Here is a 17,990-nt window from a genome sequence, read left to right as displayed (position 1 = left end):
GCTACCGAAACAGCCTATCTTAGTCTCTCTTAACATTCCAACTCTGTTGCTCGTTTCTAAAAAAGCATAACTTTACTCATCTGCGCCGATGTTCACATCGGCCCCTTGCACTCTTGGCTGCCCGTCAATGTCCTGGGTACCGATAATTGCGTTATCCGTCGATCCAGTATCAATTGCTGAGGACGAAGATTGAAGATGGAAGTCGCCTCCGGAAGCATTGACGAATGCAGGATCCTTGAACAATGAATGCGCATCGTTGCCGGTTCCCGCTTGATAAGCGGAAAAGCCAGCGTAATCTTTGTTCTTCCATGTCCAGAAAGCATCCGTACTACCGCCTGGTGAAAAATATAGATTGTAATCCACCACGTTACCTGAATTTTTTGTATATTCATTGTAGATCAGCACACCCGTTGAACTGGCCACAAAGATATTGTTCTTAATCACGTTATTTTTCGTATCATACTGCACATAGAGCTGACCGCTGCCCTCACCTAAAAGATCGTTATTGTAGACGGTGTTGTTCACGATCTTGCAATTCACCGTTGACCCCCGTTCGTCGTCGTATCCACCCATGGCGATGCCCGTCAACCGGTTATTGTGCACCACGTTGCTTCGGATCGCAATATCACTGGTGGATTTGCCCGCATGCTCCGAGGCAATTTCAATGCCGATGTCATTGTTGTAGCTGTAGTTTTGCTCAATGATGCTGTCTTTACCGCCATCAACATAAATACCACCGGCTGCATTACTGTTATTCGGGAGTTTTTTCCCATAAGAAGGATTGTTGTTGGAGGAAATATTATATACCCGATTGCCTTTCACCAAACCATTTCGGGCCTGGTCGTATGCTTCTTCCGGCGCAGTTCCCTCGAAACCGATAATATCGATCCCGATGTTGTCGTTATCGTGAATGAGATTGTCCGTTACTTTAAACGTATCTACATTACCATTCAACACCAGTGTTTCACTCGAACCCAAGATTAGATTGTACAGCTCATTCCCGTGAATCGTAATGTCATGAAGCGATTCCGGAGCTTTGGTGCCGTATACGGCAATACCATGAGCATCTCTGCCAAGCAAATCGCTGCCGGTAGGTGTGACTGTGCTCTTGATATCATGGATTTTGTTATTCGTCAGATTTATAAAGCCGCCAGAACCTTGAACATAAATTCCAACAGGAACCGCGTTTCTGGAAGTCGTTGTATAGTTGCGAATCTCCAAGCCTTGAATCGTAATGTAATTCACATTGGTTAGCTCGACAAGCCCTTCGATCCCGTTGACTGAAAGTCCAGTACCATCAATGATAGCTTTCTCTGATCCATAGTTCTTAAAAGTTATGGGACCTTGCGAAGCTGTACCGGAGCGTGTTATCTTGAGTTTTTGATTATATACGCCGCCCCGAACGTAAATCAAGCTGCCCGGATCAGCCTCCTCAGCCGCATGCTGCAGCGTCTTCCAAGGCGCACTCATCGTCCCTGGATTGGAGTCACTCCCGTCGGTAGCTACATAGTACTCAGTACCGGCTGCCGACGCGGGGGAAGATTGTACATTTCCAGAATCCAAACCAAATGCAGTTATGCTCAATCCCGCCAGCAACGCCTTTACTAATTTCAACATCGTTCCTCATCTCCCATCTGTTCCTATTTATATTACATGGAGATCAATACTCGAGTCACTACGAATATGAAATAAGCCAAACAAGGCGTTTACAAAGCATGATTTTTTGGCATGCAAACTGAGATCCTTTTGAGATCTCCGTTCTATTCATTAAGACTTTCTTCATCTTGATTCTTTAATTGGAGGCAGTGCGTTGTTTCAAGACATGTTTCGGCAATATGCCTGCTTCTTTATATAGAAGCTTCCCATCTTTGAAAACAAGGGTGGTCGGTATGCTCATAATCTGAAATTGGGAAGACGTCGCCGGGTTTTCGTCTACATTTACTTTAACTACTTTAATGGAATCTTTTGCTTCCCTTTCAAATTCCTCAAGAACAGGTGCAAACATTCTGCACGGACCACACCAGGAAGCCCAAAAATTCACTACGGTTACTCCGTCGGTTTGGATCATCCCTTTAAAAGTAGAATCTGTTGCGTGTTGAATTGCCATCATCATCATCCCTTCAGATTTTTCTTGTGTACATGCTTAAATCCTGCATTCGAACCAGTACTTTGCCATAACGACCACTCTGTCGAATCGTTACTTTGCCGGACGGATACGCTTGCTCCAAATAGTCTGCAACCAATTTCCGATTCTGCTCATCTGTAGCCAGACCGTGACTGCGAAGCCAGTTCATCATTTCTTGTAACGCCGCTTCTCTTGTAACTTCCGTCGTTTTTGTTTCCCGTGTTATAAGAGACTCATAGGAATAGCCTTTGAGATACAGCAGATGAAGCAAATATCCGAACTCCAAGTGCTTCGATTGGAAGGGCTGACCGGTGATAAGCGGCCAGATTTCATTCACCAAACTGATTTCCATAGAGCCTGCCGGCATACTGATATAACAATAATCCCGGGCGCATTGTAGAATCTTTTCGACGCTATCCCAATCCAGAATGACCGGACACATCGAGACAAAAACCAGATCAAAGGCATTACTCCAGTCTCTGGCCAGCACGTCAATATCTTCAAAAGGTTCGGGCACAATCTTCACCTGGTCATCGGCGAATTTTGTGATATTTTCCTTCAGCAGTTCGATCAAGGGTAGAGAGGATTCGACGGCTGTTACACGGGCCCCCCGCTCTGCAAACGGCACCGAGAATACTCCCGAAGCGGCGCCGATGTCCAGCACAGACGCGTTGTTGAATTGAACTCCTTGTCCTTCAATCCAATTCATGATCCGTGTGGTCCGTTTTCTTCCCTCTTCATTAAACGATTGCTCATTGAAAGTCTTCGCCTTGTGATCAAAGGCACGGGTCGGGTCGGTTCCGGCCTTTTTCATCTTGTTCACAACACGTTCGCCATGTTCTTTCCAAGCCTTTTCCCAAATAGCCTCATTAAAAAAATCATTCATAACTTCCATCTCTCTTTCCGTTATAGTTTCTGGTTGCGGTTGTGAAACCCGTCGACGCCTCCAATGATCACCACATCGAAAGTTGGTTGATTCATTGGTTTTTGCATTAACGGATCTATATTATCCATAATTAAGATGCAAAACATGTATCCCTTCTTGTTTAGTATACGCTCACTTCCCGAATGTTCCTGAGCCTGCTGTACTTCTGGAGAACAGCATGTCCCCTCCCCTCTTCCTAGCTCTTCTTCTTAAGAATGCTATTATTATGGATGTATAATATCCATAATAAACGAGTTAACTTCAATATGCAATACCATTTTTAGCCGTAATTACTTCGGGGGCTGAATGGTATAACCGATTGTTAGACAATAGTAAAAAGCAGCCGATCATTCAGATCGGCTGCTTTCTGCTCAGACGTCAAAAGAACCTATACTTTGGCAGCCCCATTAAGATTGTCTGTTGTTGAACACAGATACCATGAAAAATAAGTAGGCGGCATGTAACAGCAATCCGACCGAAAAGAAAACGATTGCCAACATAGGTTCATTCTGCGTGATCAGATAGGGCACTTTTGCAGGCCAATACGTTGGGAGCCAAGCGCCTAACACCTGCCAAGCTCCTGGAACGAAGTTGGCCACCACAGGTCCGGCTATGAACAGCCCTCCTATTTTAGATAAGGCTAATCCTTCTACCTTGTTCGCTGAGAAAGCGGCAAGGAACAACGAGAATATTGGAGCTTCCGATGCCAGCAACAGCAAAACACCCAATTGAGCCCAGTGAATATCCGATAAAGTCGAAAAAGACAGATATAGAATGGATAATACGGTGCATAACAAAAAAGGAAGCGTCACTCTATATAGCAAATAACCTTTACGCATTAGTGGGGTAACCGCATAATATGCAATCACATTCTCGTCGCGTTCATCGAGAATAAGGAGACCGGTGAGCATTCCTGTCAGCATGGGAATCGTAACAATCAATAGCGATGCCGCAAAGCCACTATACGGCTCCAAATGAAACGAATAGTTTACATCGAGCCAATTAACGGCAACCGGGAATCCAAACCTCGATAGAAACAGAAGTAGCAGCGGACCGAACATAGCTGCCATCAGAACGGGATCCTTCCACGCATGCCGTAGATCCATGATAATGAGGGCTTTATATCTCTCCATTAATGCCCCCTCCTTCACCTACGCGCATCAACACATGTCGGGTATAGGATCGCTGCGCCCAGATGTAAGCCACAAAGTTCCAAATCAACAAAATACATATGGAATATAGTACGCTGCCAATGGATAAGCCGTCACTGGGAGACACAATTAACCGGAGAGTTCCTTCGGTCGGAAGGACGAGAAACAGGTCTTCATGCCACAATTGAAGAAAACTAAACAATGGAAGGATGAATGGCAGCGCGTAAACCTGCACCATCAGAATAAAACCGTTAATCGTCCGTTGGCGTGCCGCCACGCCAATCGACAGCAAGGTCATGAAGGTTGATGTTAAGACAATACCAGCAGAAAAAGCAAGCGGATATTCCGGGAGACTGCCGGTCGCCATATGAATCACCCATCCTGCCGCAAGGGATAACACCGACAGAGACGCAGCCTTCGCCAGCAAATATTCCCGAATGTGTACCGGCGCTACAAACAACGGATCGTGAACGCCCTGGTCCCTCTCCAGCAGGACCATACCGCCTGCCATGATAAGCCCCAGGGCTGCGGGATCGCTGAATGTCAACACAGTCGCTGTTGTCTCCTGGTAGGCCTCGGGTACGAATCGGAGCAGTATCCAATAACAGGTACAGACAAACACATAAACCCAATAGAATCCGTGGCGCCACTGGAAACGCAGATCGAATACAAATAAGCTTAGGCCCTTCATACAAGCTGCCTCCCCGTTACCTCAATAAAAATTTGTTCGAGCGACGCCTCTTGCGAATGAATGGTATCGAGGGGATAATCCTGTATCAGCTTAAGAAATTGGTTATTCTCACCGATGCCATCCAGAGAAAATACCGCCCCCGTTAATTCGCCATCCCTACTGTATTCGACTCGGACCTCCTTTCTTCCCTTACGAAGTTTCAACTCTCTGGGTGAATCGATTAATTTGATTTCACCGTCGACGATAAAGGCTACCCGATCGCAAAGTTCTTCTGCCGCTTGCATATTATGCGTTGTTAGTAGAACCGTCTTACCGGCAGCCTTTTTGGCAAGTATCAATTCCTTCATTCGGTGGGCATTGACCGGGTCTAATCCGGATGTAGGCTCATCCAGAAATAGGATTTCTGGATCATGCTGTAACGCCCGACAGAAATTCAACCTCATCTTCATGCCCTTGGATAGCTGGGAAACCTTCATATTCGCGGCATCTGTTAGATCGACTTGTTCCAGCAGTTTCATGGGATCCTCCGTCTCCCCCTTGTAAAGGGAACGAAAGAGCTTTAAATTGTCGAGAACCGAAAATTTGCTGTAGAAGTTCGGGAATTCAAAAGCTACTCCGATTCGCTCATAATAATCGGGACCGGTATCCCTGATTTCATTGCCCATGACTTTTATACTTCCTTGATAACCTTTCAGAACACCGATCAGCAGTTTTTGCGTCGTACTTTTACCAGCGCCGGACGGGCCGAGAAAGCCAAAGATTTCGCCAGGCGGGATGACAAAATCAAGCCCATGCAGGGTCGGCTCTTTCCGATTCGGATACGTGTAATGAAGCCCTCTTACTTCGATCACAACGCTCCATCTCCCTTCGGCGTATTAGACACCGCAAGCATACCGGCAGATAATAACTCGACTAGCAATTCGATCGTAGATGTAAATTGCTCCTCTCCAATCTCTTTTTGGTGCAGCGTAAGCAGTGCCAAGGATCTGATCATGCCCACGATGGATTCGGGTGCCGTACCAGGTAAAATGCCAGCCTTCTGCCAAGCCGTAATCACAGGCAAGAGCGCGTCTTGATCCTCCGTAAAGTTACGCTCCAGCAAGTCTTTCGGCAATTTCCTGAACAACAGCTCCATCTCCCCGCGATCCATCATCTGCCGAAGCATCGGGCTCTCGTCCATCATCCTAAGTGAATATAAGAGAAACCGTTTAATGCTTTCCTTACTGCAGACCTCTTCAGGAGGGAATAAATCCAGAACGGCATTGCGAATTCGCTGCTCCTCCTCCAGAATCAGTTCATAATATAATTCCTCTTTCGATCCGAAAAACATGTAGAACGAGCCTTGGGCAATGCCGGCGGCCTTCGTCAGATCTTCAACACTCGTTTTGCGAAGGCCCGCCGTTTCGAAATGATGGCGTGCCTCCGTCAGCAGTTTTTGGCGTATCCATTCACGTTCTTCGTCCGAGAATTTTTTGGGCATGTTGCACTTCACATCCTTAATCAGGCCATTTGTGATTCTGTGAATAATTTTATTTTATATTCATAAAAGTACTCCCCAAAGTCCCGTTTGTCAATATATTTGATATGATGTTGTTTACTTATCGGTAACTGTTTACTTTCAGCATGTTTTAGCATAATATTTATTACGATAAATTTCATACGCATAAATGCTTAATCCTCTATGAGGAACGGGGGAACCAACAAAGCGACTAAGCTTTAGGGGTGAATTCTTTCTGGATAAGAAGGAACGGGGACTCTCAATCCCGAATCCGACAGCTAACCTCGTCAGCGTCTTGGGAGAGAACACTCTTACTACTTTGACTTGTCCATGATCCGTACAACCAAGGCCAGGAAGCAGAACTGTCTCTGCTTCCTGGCCTTTTTTGTTAACGCTGTAGTGCTTAGAAAAGAAAGGAATGATTATTCTGCTTAATAATGAAAAGATACTGGTATGCGTGTATTACGGTCCAAACGGAGAACGTCTCATCCGTCGAGGCGGCGAATTAGCCAGACTGCTTAAGTGCCCCCTGTTTGTGTTGAGCGTTATACCCTTGCGTGAAGGTGAGTTAGATCAGGCACAAGAAAGGTATATGGCTGAGTGGCAAGTGAAATGCAACGAGTATGGGGCAACCTTCATTGTCAAAACGAATGAAGATCCCAAGGCTTCAGAAATCATAGCGGAAACCGCCAAGAATCATCAAATCACCCAAATAATCATCGGACAATCCGGTCAAACGCGATGGCAAGAAATTACGCGCGGTTCGTTTGTTAACGAGCTTTTAAACCAGATAGGCGAGACGGACTTACACATTGTAGCGGTTCAAAGGATGGATGATCCAATAGCTGACACCCATGAACGGGGAATTCGAGTCACTGTTTACAGTGATGGTTCTCATTATCTGCTTGGCAGTAAGGAATCCGGGGGCGATCCAATAGCCGAAGGTCTATTTTTCAAAGAGTTAAATACCGATTTTGACACCGGCTTGCTGAAAATAAAAACAGACCACGAGATCCAATATTTGAAAATAAGTCACGGAAAAGTAGTAGACTCGTCTTTTTTCCAAAACAGAAAATTCTTCGATAAACCCGGCGATCAATAAAGAATGGGGGTGGAACTTGTGAGAAGAACATTTATGAATGCAAACGATCGAAATACACAACATTCCGCTCCTGACACAATGGAGTTGTTTATCAACAAGCTTAAAAAAAATATGAGTCCCCCTCAACTCGTCATGCTTGTCTTTTTCACTTTAATATTAATCGGGACCGCATTGCTCGCGCTTCCCTACTCTTCCTCCACCGGGAGGTCAATTGGTCTGCTGGATGCTTTATTTACTGCCACCTCAGCAATCTGCGTAAACGGGCTCGTTGTCTTGGATACCGGTAGTGTTTTTTCGACTTTTGGACAAGTCATTATCATGATCTTGATTCAAATTGGCGGGCTCGGCTTTATGACCTTTGGCGTGATGGTTGCCATTGTTCTGGGGAAGAGAATTGGCTTGAAGCAACGAATGATTATTCAGCAAACCACGCATTCGACCTCGGCACAAGGTTTGGTTAAATTGTCCATGTATATGGTACTCATTGCATTCGCGTTTGAAGCCTTGGCTACGATTGTCCTCACGCTCCGCTGGCAACAGGACGTCGGGTGGGGACAGGCAGCTTATTACGCCCTTTTCCATTCCGTTTCGGCATTCAACAATGCCGGATTCGCCCTGTGGTCTGACAGCCTAACCCCCTTTGTCGGCGATCCGATCGTCAATATTACGATTGTCCTGCTATTTATCATTGGAGGCCTCGGCTATATCGTCATTGTGGATGTATTTCAAAAACGTTCATGGAAGAAGCTTTCGCTTCACTCCAAGGTTGTCCTAGTCGGAACAGGAACGCTGTCCCTGCTCGGTTTTCTATTTATATACTTTTTGGAGAGCTGGAATCCGTCAACCTTTGGCCAATTGAGCGAAAGCGAACAAGTGCTGGCTGCTTTTTTCCAAGGCATAACGCCTCGAAGCTCGGGGTTTAACACGATAGATATCGGCAGCATGCTGGCGGCTTCTCAGTTTTTCATTATTATTCTGATGTTCATCGGTGCTGCTTCCGGAGGAACAGGCGGCGGTATTAAGATCAATACGCTTGTTGTACTCATCCTAGCTACGATCCAAACCTTTCGCGGGGGCGGTCAAATCCATGCCTTCAAACGCAAAATAGCAGGAGAAACCGTTATGCGCGCCTTGGCCGTTGTCATGAGTTCTTTGGTGGTCGTGCTGGGCGTTTCGCTGTTGCTGACCATCTCTGAAGGAATGCTAGAAGAACATTTTTTGGAAGTGTTGTTTGAAGCGACCTCAGCATTTAGCACCACCGGTTTGTCGATGGGATTGACAAGTGAATTGTCCCCCGTAGGGAAAGTCATTGTAGCGATAACGATGTTTGCCGGTCGTCTGGGTCCCTTAACGCTCGCTTATGCATTGGCTCAAAAAAAACGCACCTCCAAAATTGGTTACGCGGAAGATCATATCTTGATTGGGTAACTCAGGGTTCCCAATCAAGAATTTTCTTGTCCATTAATACTTTAACTTTTGGTACACATATCCCTTGTTAAAGGAATCCTCTCAAAAGTAATCATGCAACCGTCTCTCAATAAATTCTACAGTTCGATCAACACCACTCTCCCCTAAAATTTGGTCTGACAGTGCCATTGCATTGGCTGTCAATGTTGAATGACTGGTTAGCTCCGCTATTCGCTCAGCCAAACTGGCTACAGACATTGATTTTTCAGGAATCGGCTTGGTCGATACACCTAGCTCATACATACGCTTGGCCCAGAAAGGCTGATCCGCATTGAACGGGGATATGGTCATCGGCTTCCCTGCTCTCAAAACGGCCGCTGTCGTCCCTGCTCCACCATGATGAATAACGCCTGCAGCTCGCGGAAACAGCCATGCATGCGGTGCTTCCTGTATACACAGGATGTTCTCGGCCCCATTCCCGGATACTTGCATTCCACTCCAGCCAACCAGAATGATGCCGCGTTGCCCCGTTTGTCGTAAAGCCTGCGTAGTCATCTCGAGCACATGATCCGGATGCTTTAGAGGCATGCTGCTATAACTGATAACGATTGGCGGGGATCCTGACGCGATAAAAGACTCCAACTCCCTTGGTGGGTCCCAATCAGTATCTTCCAGAAACCAAAACCCCTCCATACAGACGCGATCCTTCCATTTCGGATCAAATGGCATAATCGAAGGACTGCAACCGTAAAGCACCGGAATATCGCGTCCGTTTACGTGCAGATCATCGGAGAATAGACTTCGTGGAGGTAAATGCAACGTATCTCTTCTCCATGTATTCATCAATTTTTTGAAGGATAACAGCATGAAACGGTTGAGATGATAGCTTTTTTCATTTAACCATCGATTCCTGAAGGTGACAGGTAAAATGGGATTGGTGAAAGCGCCTGTCGGTGCAATGATCGGAATCGGATGAGCCGCGAATACGGGAATATTCAGCTTTTGTGCAATATCATATCCAGCGAATGCTTTGGGATGGTAGATGAGGCAGTCCGCATCTTGAGAAGCGGTCCACAGGTCATCGAGCATTTGCTGCATCATAGGATATATAAGCTTTTTCATCTGCTTCATAATCTCGAAGGGATTGCTGCCCAGCATGCGTTTCCCTTCCGCAGATTGCGCTAGTTTCATGATATTTGCCCGTATTGGTGCGAAACCGACACCATGCCCTCGAACGAAGCCTTCGAAATCCTGCGATGTGCATATAACCACGTCATGTCCGTTGTTCTGGAGACCTCGAGCAAGGGCAATGAACGGCTGTACATCTCCCCTTGTTCCGATGGTGAGCAACTTTATTTTCACTCTTTTCCCTCCTTACGATAAATGCCGTACCTTAATATGTCCAAATAGGGTTTTGTGTCTAAAGCCGCACTTGCCTCGAGTTCTCCTGTAGATTTCTCGTCGTACCGTTTGGTCATTTGCTTCGTAATTAGAGATTCAAGGGAAAGCAATACGAATTCGATAGCTTGCTTGGGATCGATTCCTTCCCTAAAACGGCTCTGATCGATCCTGCTTGCCAGGAGGTGTATGGAATCCTCGTTCATCTGTTGTTGTTTGAGCAGAAGATCCGCTTTCAGCTCTTCCGGCATAATCAGAAATGTTTTAGCCATAAATCCAAACCTGATGGGGTCACTTTTAAATACATCCATCTTTTTTTGAGATAATTGCTCTATCGCCTGAAACAGATCCTCGGAGAGATCCATAGGTGACGAAGTCAGTGAATGGTAGTAGTGCTTTAAGCATTCATCCACCACCGTTAAATACAACGTTCTTTTATCCGAAAAATAATGAAACAAAATTCCCTTGGATACGCCAGCTGCTTTGGTAATTTGATTGGTTGAAGCTCCTTCATAGCCCTTGTGATAAAACTCTACTAAAGCTGCTTGCAAAATGGTTTGTTTTTTATCTGGCTCCATTGGTTTGTACGCCACCTCCACCGATTGACCACCTGGTCAATATCATTTGACCAAATTGTATTACACATTGACCACCTGGTCAATAGTGTGGTGACTTGCTTGCATCAAGCCAGGAAATCAGCGGCCACCTTGCGGTAAGACTCACGGATAAACACCAACTTCACAAACTAAATCCGGAATAAAAAAAGAAACATGACAACAAAATGTCATATTTCTCCGCGAACGACACGAAAACCTTGATCGGGGCCAAAGCCATTGGGATCGAACTTCCCTCGGAAGGATATCTCGTTGTTGGTGACGTCGCCGATCCAACCGCCGCCCTTCACTATCCTGAAGGAACCGCTTGGACTACCCAATTCGCCATGCCAGTCCCAGCACCATTCCCTTACGTTTCCAGACATATCGTAGATTCCCAACTCGTTGGGTTTCCGGGTACCGATCGATTTTGTTTTATTCTGATTGCTCTCTATGATAGGCCAGTTCCAATCCCCAGATAGGTATTTGTCTCCGGCGTTCTTCCAATACCATGCGACCTCATCGGCATTATTGCTTCCGCTATAAATGTAACCCTTGCTGTTCTGACCTCCGCCCGCAGCGTATTCCCATTCCGCTTCTGTAGGCAACCGGTAACCGTTAGCTCCCTCATTGATCGTGACGGTCCATTTGATATTATCGTTATCGTTCCTATTATTCGCATCCTTTTTCACCTTGTCTATGTTGTAATACGGATTCAAGCCCTCCTGTATACTTCTTTGATTGCAATACTCCACAACGTCATACCAGCTCACCATTTCAACCGGCAAAAGGTCGCCTTTGAATGCAGATGGATTACTGCCCATAACTTCCACCCACTCTTTTTGGGTGACCTCATATTTGCCGATGTAAAAGTTCGATAAGGCTTCTTTTTTATCAGCGTAGTTAGACTGGTTGTTCTTAAAGGTCCCGCCTTTCACGAAAACAAAATCATCATTCTTGTCAGGCTGATCTTGCGAACAAGCGCAGATCACAGCCATTGCTGCTATTAAAAGGAACATTATTAGCTTTCTCATTGATAATATCTCCTTTAAGCTAATACAAAAAATGATAGGTCCGTTGTTGCCTGCCCGCAACTTGCCTCCCCGTTACGTCGAAGGCCGTTCATCTCCGCGAAAAACGGCCCACAACGTATCCGGACTTAGGGCAAAACGAAGGGAATGGTCAATCGGATAGCCGAACTCCGCTTTCCTAAGAGATGCTCCCCTCCGTGTCCGTTAGTTGAGTTTACGGATGGCGATTGGCTACCATACCGTTACGTTAGAGCTTCCACTGCTTTGATAACCCTCTGTTGCTAACACCTGATAAGACCAGCTGCTCCCCAGATTCATTCCTTTACTTGCCCATGCGTTCACATGGTTGCTGAAAGTGATGGCGGAGTTGACACCAGTCGCTCTTTTCGATTGTCGAACGCTCCAGTACTGGGCAAACGTTTGTGTTCCGTCAATGGAAGGTGCATTGTATCGCATGGTCGTATAGATGTCGTATGTGCCTCCATCACTTGTCACTGTCCCTTTATGTGTTCCGGTAGGTCGATAAGTACCCCAGCTATCTACGACGTAATACTCAATGAGTGCGTTTCTCGTCCATCCGTAGAGTGTCAAATACCCATTGCCGGACGGCGACCAGACGCCGGCATTGTAGTTAATCGTTCGGTTAGGCGATCCGGTATTCCAGCCTTTGCCGACAACGAAATTTCCGGTATTTTGCCATGTCACGCTGTAATTACCGCCGGAGCCGTTAACAGCATTCACCGTTCCGCCGCCATCGGTCCAATTTTGCCAATAATCGGTCGCTGCGCTTGAGGTTGTTGCAAACATACCAAAACTCATGGTAGCTGCAAGAATAACCGTCATCATTTTCTTACCAAACTTAAACTTAAACATAATCTACCTCCTCATATTGTTGAATTGTGCCTTGCGTTGATTTTCTTGGCTGTGCTCAGCATGCGATTTTTCTTATCCTTTTTTCCTTTTACCTCCTTTCCAAGTAAATTATAGAATGATAGCGGTTTCAAAAACACTTAGCAAATTAAATATGATATCTAGATTATTTTACAATTTTAGGGACTTGCGAGGGCGGATAGATCATAAAATAAGACTGCCGGAATATTACCGACAGTCCCTTCCATTTCACAAAAGTAGTATACCCCATATCCTTTTCCCTTGTTCCACCCGATGAATGGATAGTCTTTTCATGAATAGTCGCTCATCTGACCTCCGAACCCCTCGGCTTCCTTCTTATACCCATTATGATGAAGATGACATAGATTACGATCGCAATCGAATCGATTAACGTATCCCTAAGCGCCGATATGTCTTGTAATGCCGTGATACCAAGAATGACCAGCAGCCGGACGAGCAGAAGCGATACGATGGTCCAGACGGCGAAGTGGGTCTTTGATCGTTCACTTTGGAATGACATAAAGATGAAGATAAAGCCGAAAATCAGATTTTCCGCCGTGATGATGTGCCATACATACATGAATATTGTTTGGGTGTCCATCGCTATCGCACTCGCATGGAGCACTGGCAGCACAGTGGATTGCCCGTTCCATGCGTGCGTGAAGGCAAACAGTATCGCCAGAAGGCCGGCAGTCAAAAAATAAAAATTCCTAACCTTGATGCCCATGACATCCCTCCTCAGATATTTCCGGTTCCTTCTTGTGAATAGAGCGGTAAAGCTCGCGAACGATTTCTGCCAGCCGTTGGTCGCTTTCATGATTAAAGTCCCTTAGCGTTTCTGCTGCTACGTCGAGCAACTGACTGACCTTTTCCAGATGGGCCATTTTCTTGCGCGTTTCTGCATTCTTGGCATCGAGGAACGAAGCAACCTCACGGCAATAAGCAGGGTCTACATTCTCCTTCCTGTGGAATCCAAACGTTCCCTTGATCTCGTCAAGCGTGAAGTCCGCATATTGCATGATTTGGATATTCATCAAATCGATGAGGTCGTTCTTCGAATACCTGCGGTACCGATTGTCTTCACGGAACGGCGATACGATTCCTATCCGGTCATAGTACCGAAGCGTATCCTTTGGAATCCCAAGCAGCTGCGAAACTTCTTGTATAGAATAAAGTTTTTCCATGAATTCAAAATAACATTGGAGTAAGCTCCAATGTCAAGTCATAATGTAATTTTATTATCAGAGCAATCAAGCAATCGTTGGCATGAGGGCATATGATATCCAGTAGGCTAGTCTCAATTGTTTCGCTCACCGTTGCTGCCCTTTTCGCCCCCGCGTCAACGAGATCACCTGCCCTGTCCACGGCTAACTATTTAGGGGCTGATATCATTCCGATAGGATGTGCTTTTTCCCCCACTCACTCATCGAATCCAGAAATTCAATCATGGTTCGACCCTTCGGTGTCAGCGTATATTCTACTCTAGGCCGAGGCTCCGGATACGATGTTCTATCGATGATACCATCCCGCTCAAGCTCACGAAGCTGCTCAGTCAATATTTTTTTCGAAATGGATGGTAAATGTCGCAGCAATTCGCTATACCGAACGGGCATTATGTTTTTATACAAAAATCTATAGATTGGAATTTTCCATCTCCCGCTTAACATGGAAAATACGACCTCAACGGGACATTCATTTCGTTGAACAGGCATTACTTCGCCCCCCCATTTTTATCCATAGTGTATCATTTTTCTTTAAGCAAAAGGTTGGTTACAAAAAAGTGCCTAATTGTTATCGCTATTTAATCGAGAATACAATCACACCTAGAAAGGAGATGCATCCATGCGCATTGGAATTCTCGGAGCGGGAAATGTAGGTCAGTCCTTAGGGAAAAGACTCGCGAAATCAGGTCATCAAATTCTCATCAGCAGCCGAACACCCCATAGCGGAAAACATGATCTTTGGAAACATGAGGTTGGCAATTCAGGAGACATTGGATCATTTGCTGAAGCAGCTCAGTTTGGTGAGGTTATTATTGCGGCTCTCCCTTGGGCCCATATGAAAGAAGTGATTGAAACCATCGAGCCTGTGTATCTAAAAAACAAAACGGTTATTGATGTAAGCAATGCCGTCCATTTTGACAATGGGCCGCGCTTGCTCCTTACGAATACTTCAGCAGGAGAGATCGTCCAGTCCATATTACCGGAGAGTCATGTGGTTAAGACACTTAATACAGTTAGCGATAAGATCATGGTAAATCCCCGATATAAAGAAGGTTCACCGATCATGTTCGTATCCGGCAACCATGCACCTTCCAAAGACCAGGTCAGGGTTCTTCTTAACGATCTCGGTTGGTCAATGATCGTTGATTTAGGTGATATTCGGCAAAGCTTACTACAAGAATCAATCATGCTTGCATGTGTGATTAGTGAAATTCAACTGCAGTCGCCAGGGTCATCCTTTGCCCTTTTAAGACATTAAGTGTAATACAGCTGGCTGGGGCTATGGCCTTAACTTAGCAAGTACTAGTGATTCTCACTTTCCGCTTGTTTTTTGATTGAATCCACAGTGAGAGTGAAGGCTTCCGCTGCTTTATATCCATCTAATGCATTTTGAAGGCGTTTTACTTGCTGATTCAACTCATTTCGATTGTCTTTGACCTTTATCATGGCACGCGCCACGTGTATTAGTTCTTCTTTTGCTGCGTTTATAGCACGATGATGAGCTTTTTCAATCATCTGTACGGCCAAATGAGTGTAGATCGCTACAAACTCCTTATCATCAATCCGCTGCTCACGGGCAGCCAAATCGCTCTCGCTAATTACCCAATCTCCAGAGTCGTTTTTCGAAGCGGCTAAACGCCCATCATTAATCATGTTAAGAATCGTTTTGTAATGAACCCCAAGTAATAACGCTGCTTCTTTAGCATTCATTATAAACACCTTCCCTTATCTCTTGTTATCCATATATTAAGAGATAATTAGGGGAAAGTAAACCGGGATATCTAATGAGTGATACAAAAAAGAAGACTGCCGGCATTATACGCCGACAGTCTTTCTCTCTTCCAAGCAGTATACTCTTCATCCTATTCGCTGGACAATTCCTTAAGCGATTTGATTTTACCATGGGGATGCTGTTCTTGCTTTCGCGACTTCCAGGCAGCTTCTTTCCTTCTCTTCTGGTGAGCCATAACAGATATCCTCCTTTGGAAACTGAATTGTATACCACTTACTTATATTGTCATTCCACAGCTCTGTTCATTCATGAATTTCATATAGAGTCAATTGTTTTAAAAACAGTTATGTACTCGATGGCTTCCCTATTATACAGGTCGTGCTCGGAGAAGGTGTGTGGCCAATGAATTCCTTAACAGCCCACTTACCTTCTCTAATCCAGTTGGAGAAAGCGTCCGGCAGACCACCCGAAGTCACGCTTGAGGCGAGAGCTTGGATGATCTCGCTTACCGGGTTGGCGACTTATTTCCGCACCGCCGTCCGTTCGCCTCTATTCTTACTGGGCCGTTAAAATAAGCGGTCCGTCCGACGTGATTGCGATTGTATGCTCATATTGCGCCGACAGCTTGCCGTCAGCCGTTCTCGCCGTCCACTGATCGTCGTCGATCGTGATACGGAACGTACCTTCGTTGAGCATCGGTTCAATCGTAAACACCATGCCTTCCTTTAATCGAATGCCTTTGCCAGCTACGCCGATATGCTCGTAGTTCGGCTCCTCGTGCAGGCTCCGCCCGATCCCGTGCGCCAGCAGATCGCGTACGACGGAGTACCCGTTCGATTCCGCATGCTGTTGAATCGCCGACGTTATGTCGCCGAGCCGGCCTCCAGGGAGTGCCCGGGCGATCCCCAGATCCAAGCATTCCTTTGTCACTTTCATTAATTTTTGTGCTTCCGGCCGGATATTGCCCACCGCATAGCACCAGCATGAATCGCCGAACCAACCGCCGTATTCCACGACGATGTCGAGCTTCAGCAAATCGCCGTCCATAAGCGCCCGATTCGAAGGAATGCCGTGGGCCACCACATCGTTGACCGAAGTGCAGGTTTCTGCGGGGAAACCGTTATACCCTTTCGTAAACTGCTTGCCGCCGAGTTTGGTGATGTGTCTGGCAACAAAGTCATTGATTTCGCGGGTGGTGATCCCAGGCTCGATCAGTTTGGCAACCTCACGGTAACAGTCCGCAACGATTTGGCCCGCCGGCTTCATCTCCTCGATTTCCCTTGGTGATTTTAAGATGATCATCTATGTTTATTCACTCCTTATTTATACTATAGTTTTAAAAACAGGACGATATCCCTCGCCTCTTCGTGCAGCTTACCGCGGTGAAGCGAAAGCGAGGCGCAGCCGACCAAGGCGGCCAGCAGCATTTCCGCGCGCTGCAGCCAATTCTGCTGCTCTGCCGCGTTTCCGCCGGAAGCCGCAGCCCCGTCCTCCGCGCGCCCGGTTTCCAGCAGCGCGGCAAGAGGCGTGAGCACCTCCCGGCGAAAGGCGGCCAGGAGCGGGGCTGAGCGCGCTTCAGGCAGCGAGGCAAAGCGCTCACCGGCCAGCTTATGCAGCAGGTACAGGGCATGGTCCTCCGCCCAAAGCTGCAGCAGCCGGACGCCGGCTACCGCGACGGGGCCGAGCTCTGCGGCAGCGGCCGTTTCGTGGCTTCCCATACGGGAATCCGCGGCAGCCGGCTTTCCGGTGTCCGGCGCAGCAGCCAAGCCGAAAAGCCCGCTCGCTGGCATCTCCCCCGTAGTCGATGCACCCGGGACCTCCGGCGGAAGCTTCATCATGGCTTCTAGCGGAGCATCTAGCGGGGCCTTCAGCCATTCACCGTCCCGCTCCAATGCATCCCATAGCAGATCGTGGAGTAAATCGCCTTTATTGCTGTAATAATGGTATACCGTGCCATAGCCGAGTCCCGCCTGCGCGGCCACATCCCGGATTTCCAGTAAAGGACCTTTATCCAAAAACACATCGGCAGCGGCTTTCCGAATTTGCGCCAGACGTCGCAGCCGGATCTCTTCGTTTTGTTCCTTCGTGCGTGGAGTCATCTAGTCTAATCACCTCTTTTATTTTTGACCTACTCTTATGTCAATATAAAACATCAGCTTGCGAATAACAAGAGATTAGTGGAAGATATTCAGCTCAACCTAGAAATCGTTGCTTGACCATCGG

General features: G+C 46.6%; 22 protein-coding genes and 1 riboswitch. Of the genes, 4 read left to right on the top strand and 18 right to left on the bottom strand.

Annotated features, from left to right (window positions below; all coding sequences use genetic code 11):
- Nucleotides 1-72: 72 nt before the first annotated feature.
- The 7 genes from AK95_RS15205 to AK95_RS15175 all read right to left on the bottom strand — a co-directional run bounded on the left by AK95_RS15205 (nt 73) and on the right by AK95_RS15175 (nt 6,372).
- Nucleotides 73-1,617 (bottom strand): choice-of-anchor Q domain-containing protein, encoded by a 1,545-nt coding sequence (locus AK95_RS15205; protein WP_071220807.1) that lies wholly within the window; start codon nt 1,615-1,617, stop codon nt 73-75.
- A gap of 175 nt (nt 1,618-1,792) precedes the next feature.
- Nucleotides 1,793-2,107: a thioredoxin gene (gene trxA / locus AK95_RS15200; protein WP_071220834.1), complete on the bottom strand. Its 315-nt coding sequence runs from the start codon at nt 2,105-2,107 to the stop codon at nt 1,793-1,795.
- A 13-nt stretch (nt 2,108-2,120) separates the two neighbouring features.
- A complete protein-coding gene (locus AK95_RS15195) occupies nt 2,121-3,011 on the bottom strand; it encodes a class I SAM-dependent methyltransferase (RefSeq protein WP_071220806.1) in 891 nt (296 codons plus the stop codon).
- 446 nt (nt 3,012-3,457) lie between these two features.
- Nucleotides 3,458-4,183, bottom strand: coding sequence for a hypothetical protein (locus AK95_RS15190; RefSeq protein ID WP_071220805.1), 726 nt, complete (start codon nt 4,181-4,183; stop codon nt 3,458-3,460).
- A complete protein-coding gene (locus tag AK95_RS15185; protein WP_071220804.1) occupies nt 4,170-4,892 on the bottom strand; it encodes a fluoroquinolone export ABC transporter permease subunit in 723 nt (240 codons plus the stop codon). Before AK95_RS15185 ends, AK95_RS15190 begins: the two co-directional genes overlap by 14 nt.
- Nucleotides 4,889-5,743: an ABC transporter ATP-binding protein gene (locus AK95_RS15180; protein WP_071220803.1), complete on the bottom strand. Its 855-nt coding sequence runs from the start codon at nt 5,741-5,743 to the stop codon at nt 4,889-4,891. Before AK95_RS15180 ends, AK95_RS15185 begins: the two co-directional genes overlap by 4 nt.
- Nucleotides 5,740-6,372, bottom strand: coding sequence for a TetR/AcrR family transcriptional regulator (locus AK95_RS15175; RefSeq protein WP_071220802.1), 633 nt, complete (start codon nt 6,370-6,372; stop codon nt 5,740-5,742). The genes AK95_RS15180 and AK95_RS15175 overlap by 4 nt, the downstream gene beginning before the upstream one ends.
- 178 nt (nt 6,373-6,550) lie before the next feature.
- A riboswitch (cyclic di-AMP (ydaO/yuaA leader) is annotated at nt 6,551-6,699 on the top strand.
- Between the two features lie 109 nt (nt 6,700-6,808).
- Here AK95_RS15175 and AK95_RS15170 point away from each other — a divergent pair.
- Together AK95_RS15170 and AK95_RS15165 are read left to right on the top strand one after the other, a co-directional pair.
- Complete coding sequence (locus AK95_RS15170) at nt 6,809-7,492, top strand: universal stress protein (protein ID WP_071220801.1); 684 nt, start codon at nt 6,809-6,811, stop codon at nt 7,490-7,492.
- 78 nt (nt 7,493-7,570) lie between these two features.
- Nucleotides 7,571-8,920 (top strand): TrkH family potassium uptake protein, encoded by a 1,350-nt coding sequence (locus AK95_RS15165; protein WP_071220833.1) that lies wholly within the window; start codon nt 7,571-7,573, stop codon nt 8,918-8,920.
- 81 nt (nt 8,921-9,001) lie between these two features.
- On the opposite strand, the gene AK95_RS15160 is transcribed toward AK95_RS15165, so the two are convergent.
- The 7 genes from AK95_RS15160 to AK95_RS35345 all read right to left on the bottom strand — a co-directional run bounded on the left by AK95_RS15160 (nt 9,002) and on the right by AK95_RS35345 (nt 14,479).
- Nucleotides 9,002-10,261, bottom strand: a complete 1,260-nt coding sequence (locus AK95_RS15160) for a glycosyltransferase (RefSeq protein ID WP_071220800.1) — start codon at nt 10,259-10,261, stop codon at nt 9,002-9,004.
- On the bottom strand, nt 10,258-10,896 hold the full coding sequence (locus tag AK95_RS15155; protein WP_071220799.1) for a TetR/AcrR family transcriptional regulator: 639 nt from the start codon (nt 10,894-10,896) through the stop codon (nt 10,258-10,260). The genes AK95_RS15160 and AK95_RS15155 overlap by 4 nt, the downstream gene beginning before the upstream one ends.
- A 185-nt stretch (nt 10,897-11,081) precedes the next feature.
- Entirely contained in the window at nt 11,082-11,924 is an 843-nt protein-coding gene (locus AK95_RS15150) for a formylglycine-generating enzyme family protein (protein WP_071220798.1), read from the bottom strand.
- 228 nt (nt 11,925-12,152) lie between these two features.
- Nucleotides 12,153-12,794, bottom strand: coding sequence for a glycoside hydrolase family 11 protein (locus tag AK95_RS15145; protein WP_071220797.1), 642 nt, complete (start codon nt 12,792-12,794; stop codon nt 12,153-12,155).
- 322 nt (nt 12,795-13,116) lie between these two features.
- On the bottom strand, nt 13,117-13,539 hold the full coding sequence (locus AK95_RS15140; protein WP_201259388.1) for a hypothetical protein: 423 nt from the start codon (nt 13,537-13,539) through the stop codon (nt 13,117-13,119).
- Nucleotides 13,523-13,996 carry a MerR family transcriptional regulator gene (locus AK95_RS15135; RefSeq protein ID WP_071220796.1) on the bottom strand — a complete coding sequence of 158 codons (474 nt, stop codon included), beginning with the start codon at nt 13,994-13,996 and terminating at the stop codon, nt 13,523-13,525. The genes AK95_RS15140 and AK95_RS15135 overlap by 17 nt, the downstream gene beginning before the upstream one ends.
- Before the next feature lie 204 nt (nt 13,997-14,200).
- Nucleotides 14,201-14,479: a winged helix-turn-helix transcriptional regulator gene (locus AK95_RS35345; RefSeq protein WP_481855852.1), complete on the bottom strand. Its 279-nt coding sequence runs from the start codon at nt 14,477-14,479 to the stop codon at nt 14,201-14,203.
- A gap of 175 nt (nt 14,480-14,654) precedes the next feature.
- On the opposite strand from AK95_RS35345, the gene AK95_RS15125 reads away from it, so the two are divergent.
- Entirely contained in the window at nt 14,655-15,293 is a 639-nt protein-coding gene (locus AK95_RS15125) for an NADPH-dependent F420 reductase (protein ID WP_071220794.1), read from the top strand.
- 44 nt (nt 15,294-15,337) lie between these two features.
- Here the strand turns inward: AK95_RS15125 and AK95_RS15120 are convergent, their stop codons facing one another.
- Entirely contained in the window at nt 15,338-15,745 is a 408-nt protein-coding gene (locus tag AK95_RS15120; RefSeq protein ID WP_071220793.1) for a helix-turn-helix domain-containing protein, read from the bottom strand.
- A gap of 152 nt (nt 15,746-15,897) precedes the next feature.
- On the bottom strand, nt 15,898-16,002 hold the full coding sequence (locus tag AK95_RS34795; RefSeq protein ID WP_015735743.1) for a DUF6254 family protein: 105 nt from the start codon (nt 16,000-16,002) through the stop codon (nt 15,898-15,900).
- 167 nt (nt 16,003-16,169) lie between these two features.
- On the opposite strand from AK95_RS34795, the gene AK95_RS34160 reads away from it, so the two are divergent.
- Entirely contained in the window at nt 16,170-16,337 is a 168-nt protein-coding gene (locus AK95_RS34160; protein ID WP_162487589.1) for a hypothetical protein, read from the top strand.
- Here the strand turns inward: AK95_RS34160 and map are convergent.
- A complete protein-coding gene (gene map, locus AK95_RS15115; RefSeq protein WP_071220792.1) occupies nt 16,323-17,069 on the bottom strand; it encodes a type I methionyl aminopeptidase in 747 nt (248 codons plus the stop codon). The genes AK95_RS34160 and map overlap by 15 nt on opposite strands.
- 26 nt (nt 17,070-17,095) lie before the next feature.
- Entirely contained in the window at nt 17,096-17,866 is a 771-nt protein-coding gene (locus AK95_RS15110; RefSeq protein ID WP_071220791.1) for a TetR/AcrR family transcriptional regulator, read from the bottom strand.
- Nucleotides 17,867-17,990: the final 124 nt, after the last annotated feature.

Origin of the sequence: Paenibacillus sp. LC231 (assembly GCF_001860525.1) — a bacterium.
GTDB lineage: Bacteria > Bacillota > Bacilli > Paenibacillales > Paenibacillaceae > Paenibacillus_AQ.
This window is presented reverse-complemented; position numbering and strand designations above follow the sequence as displayed.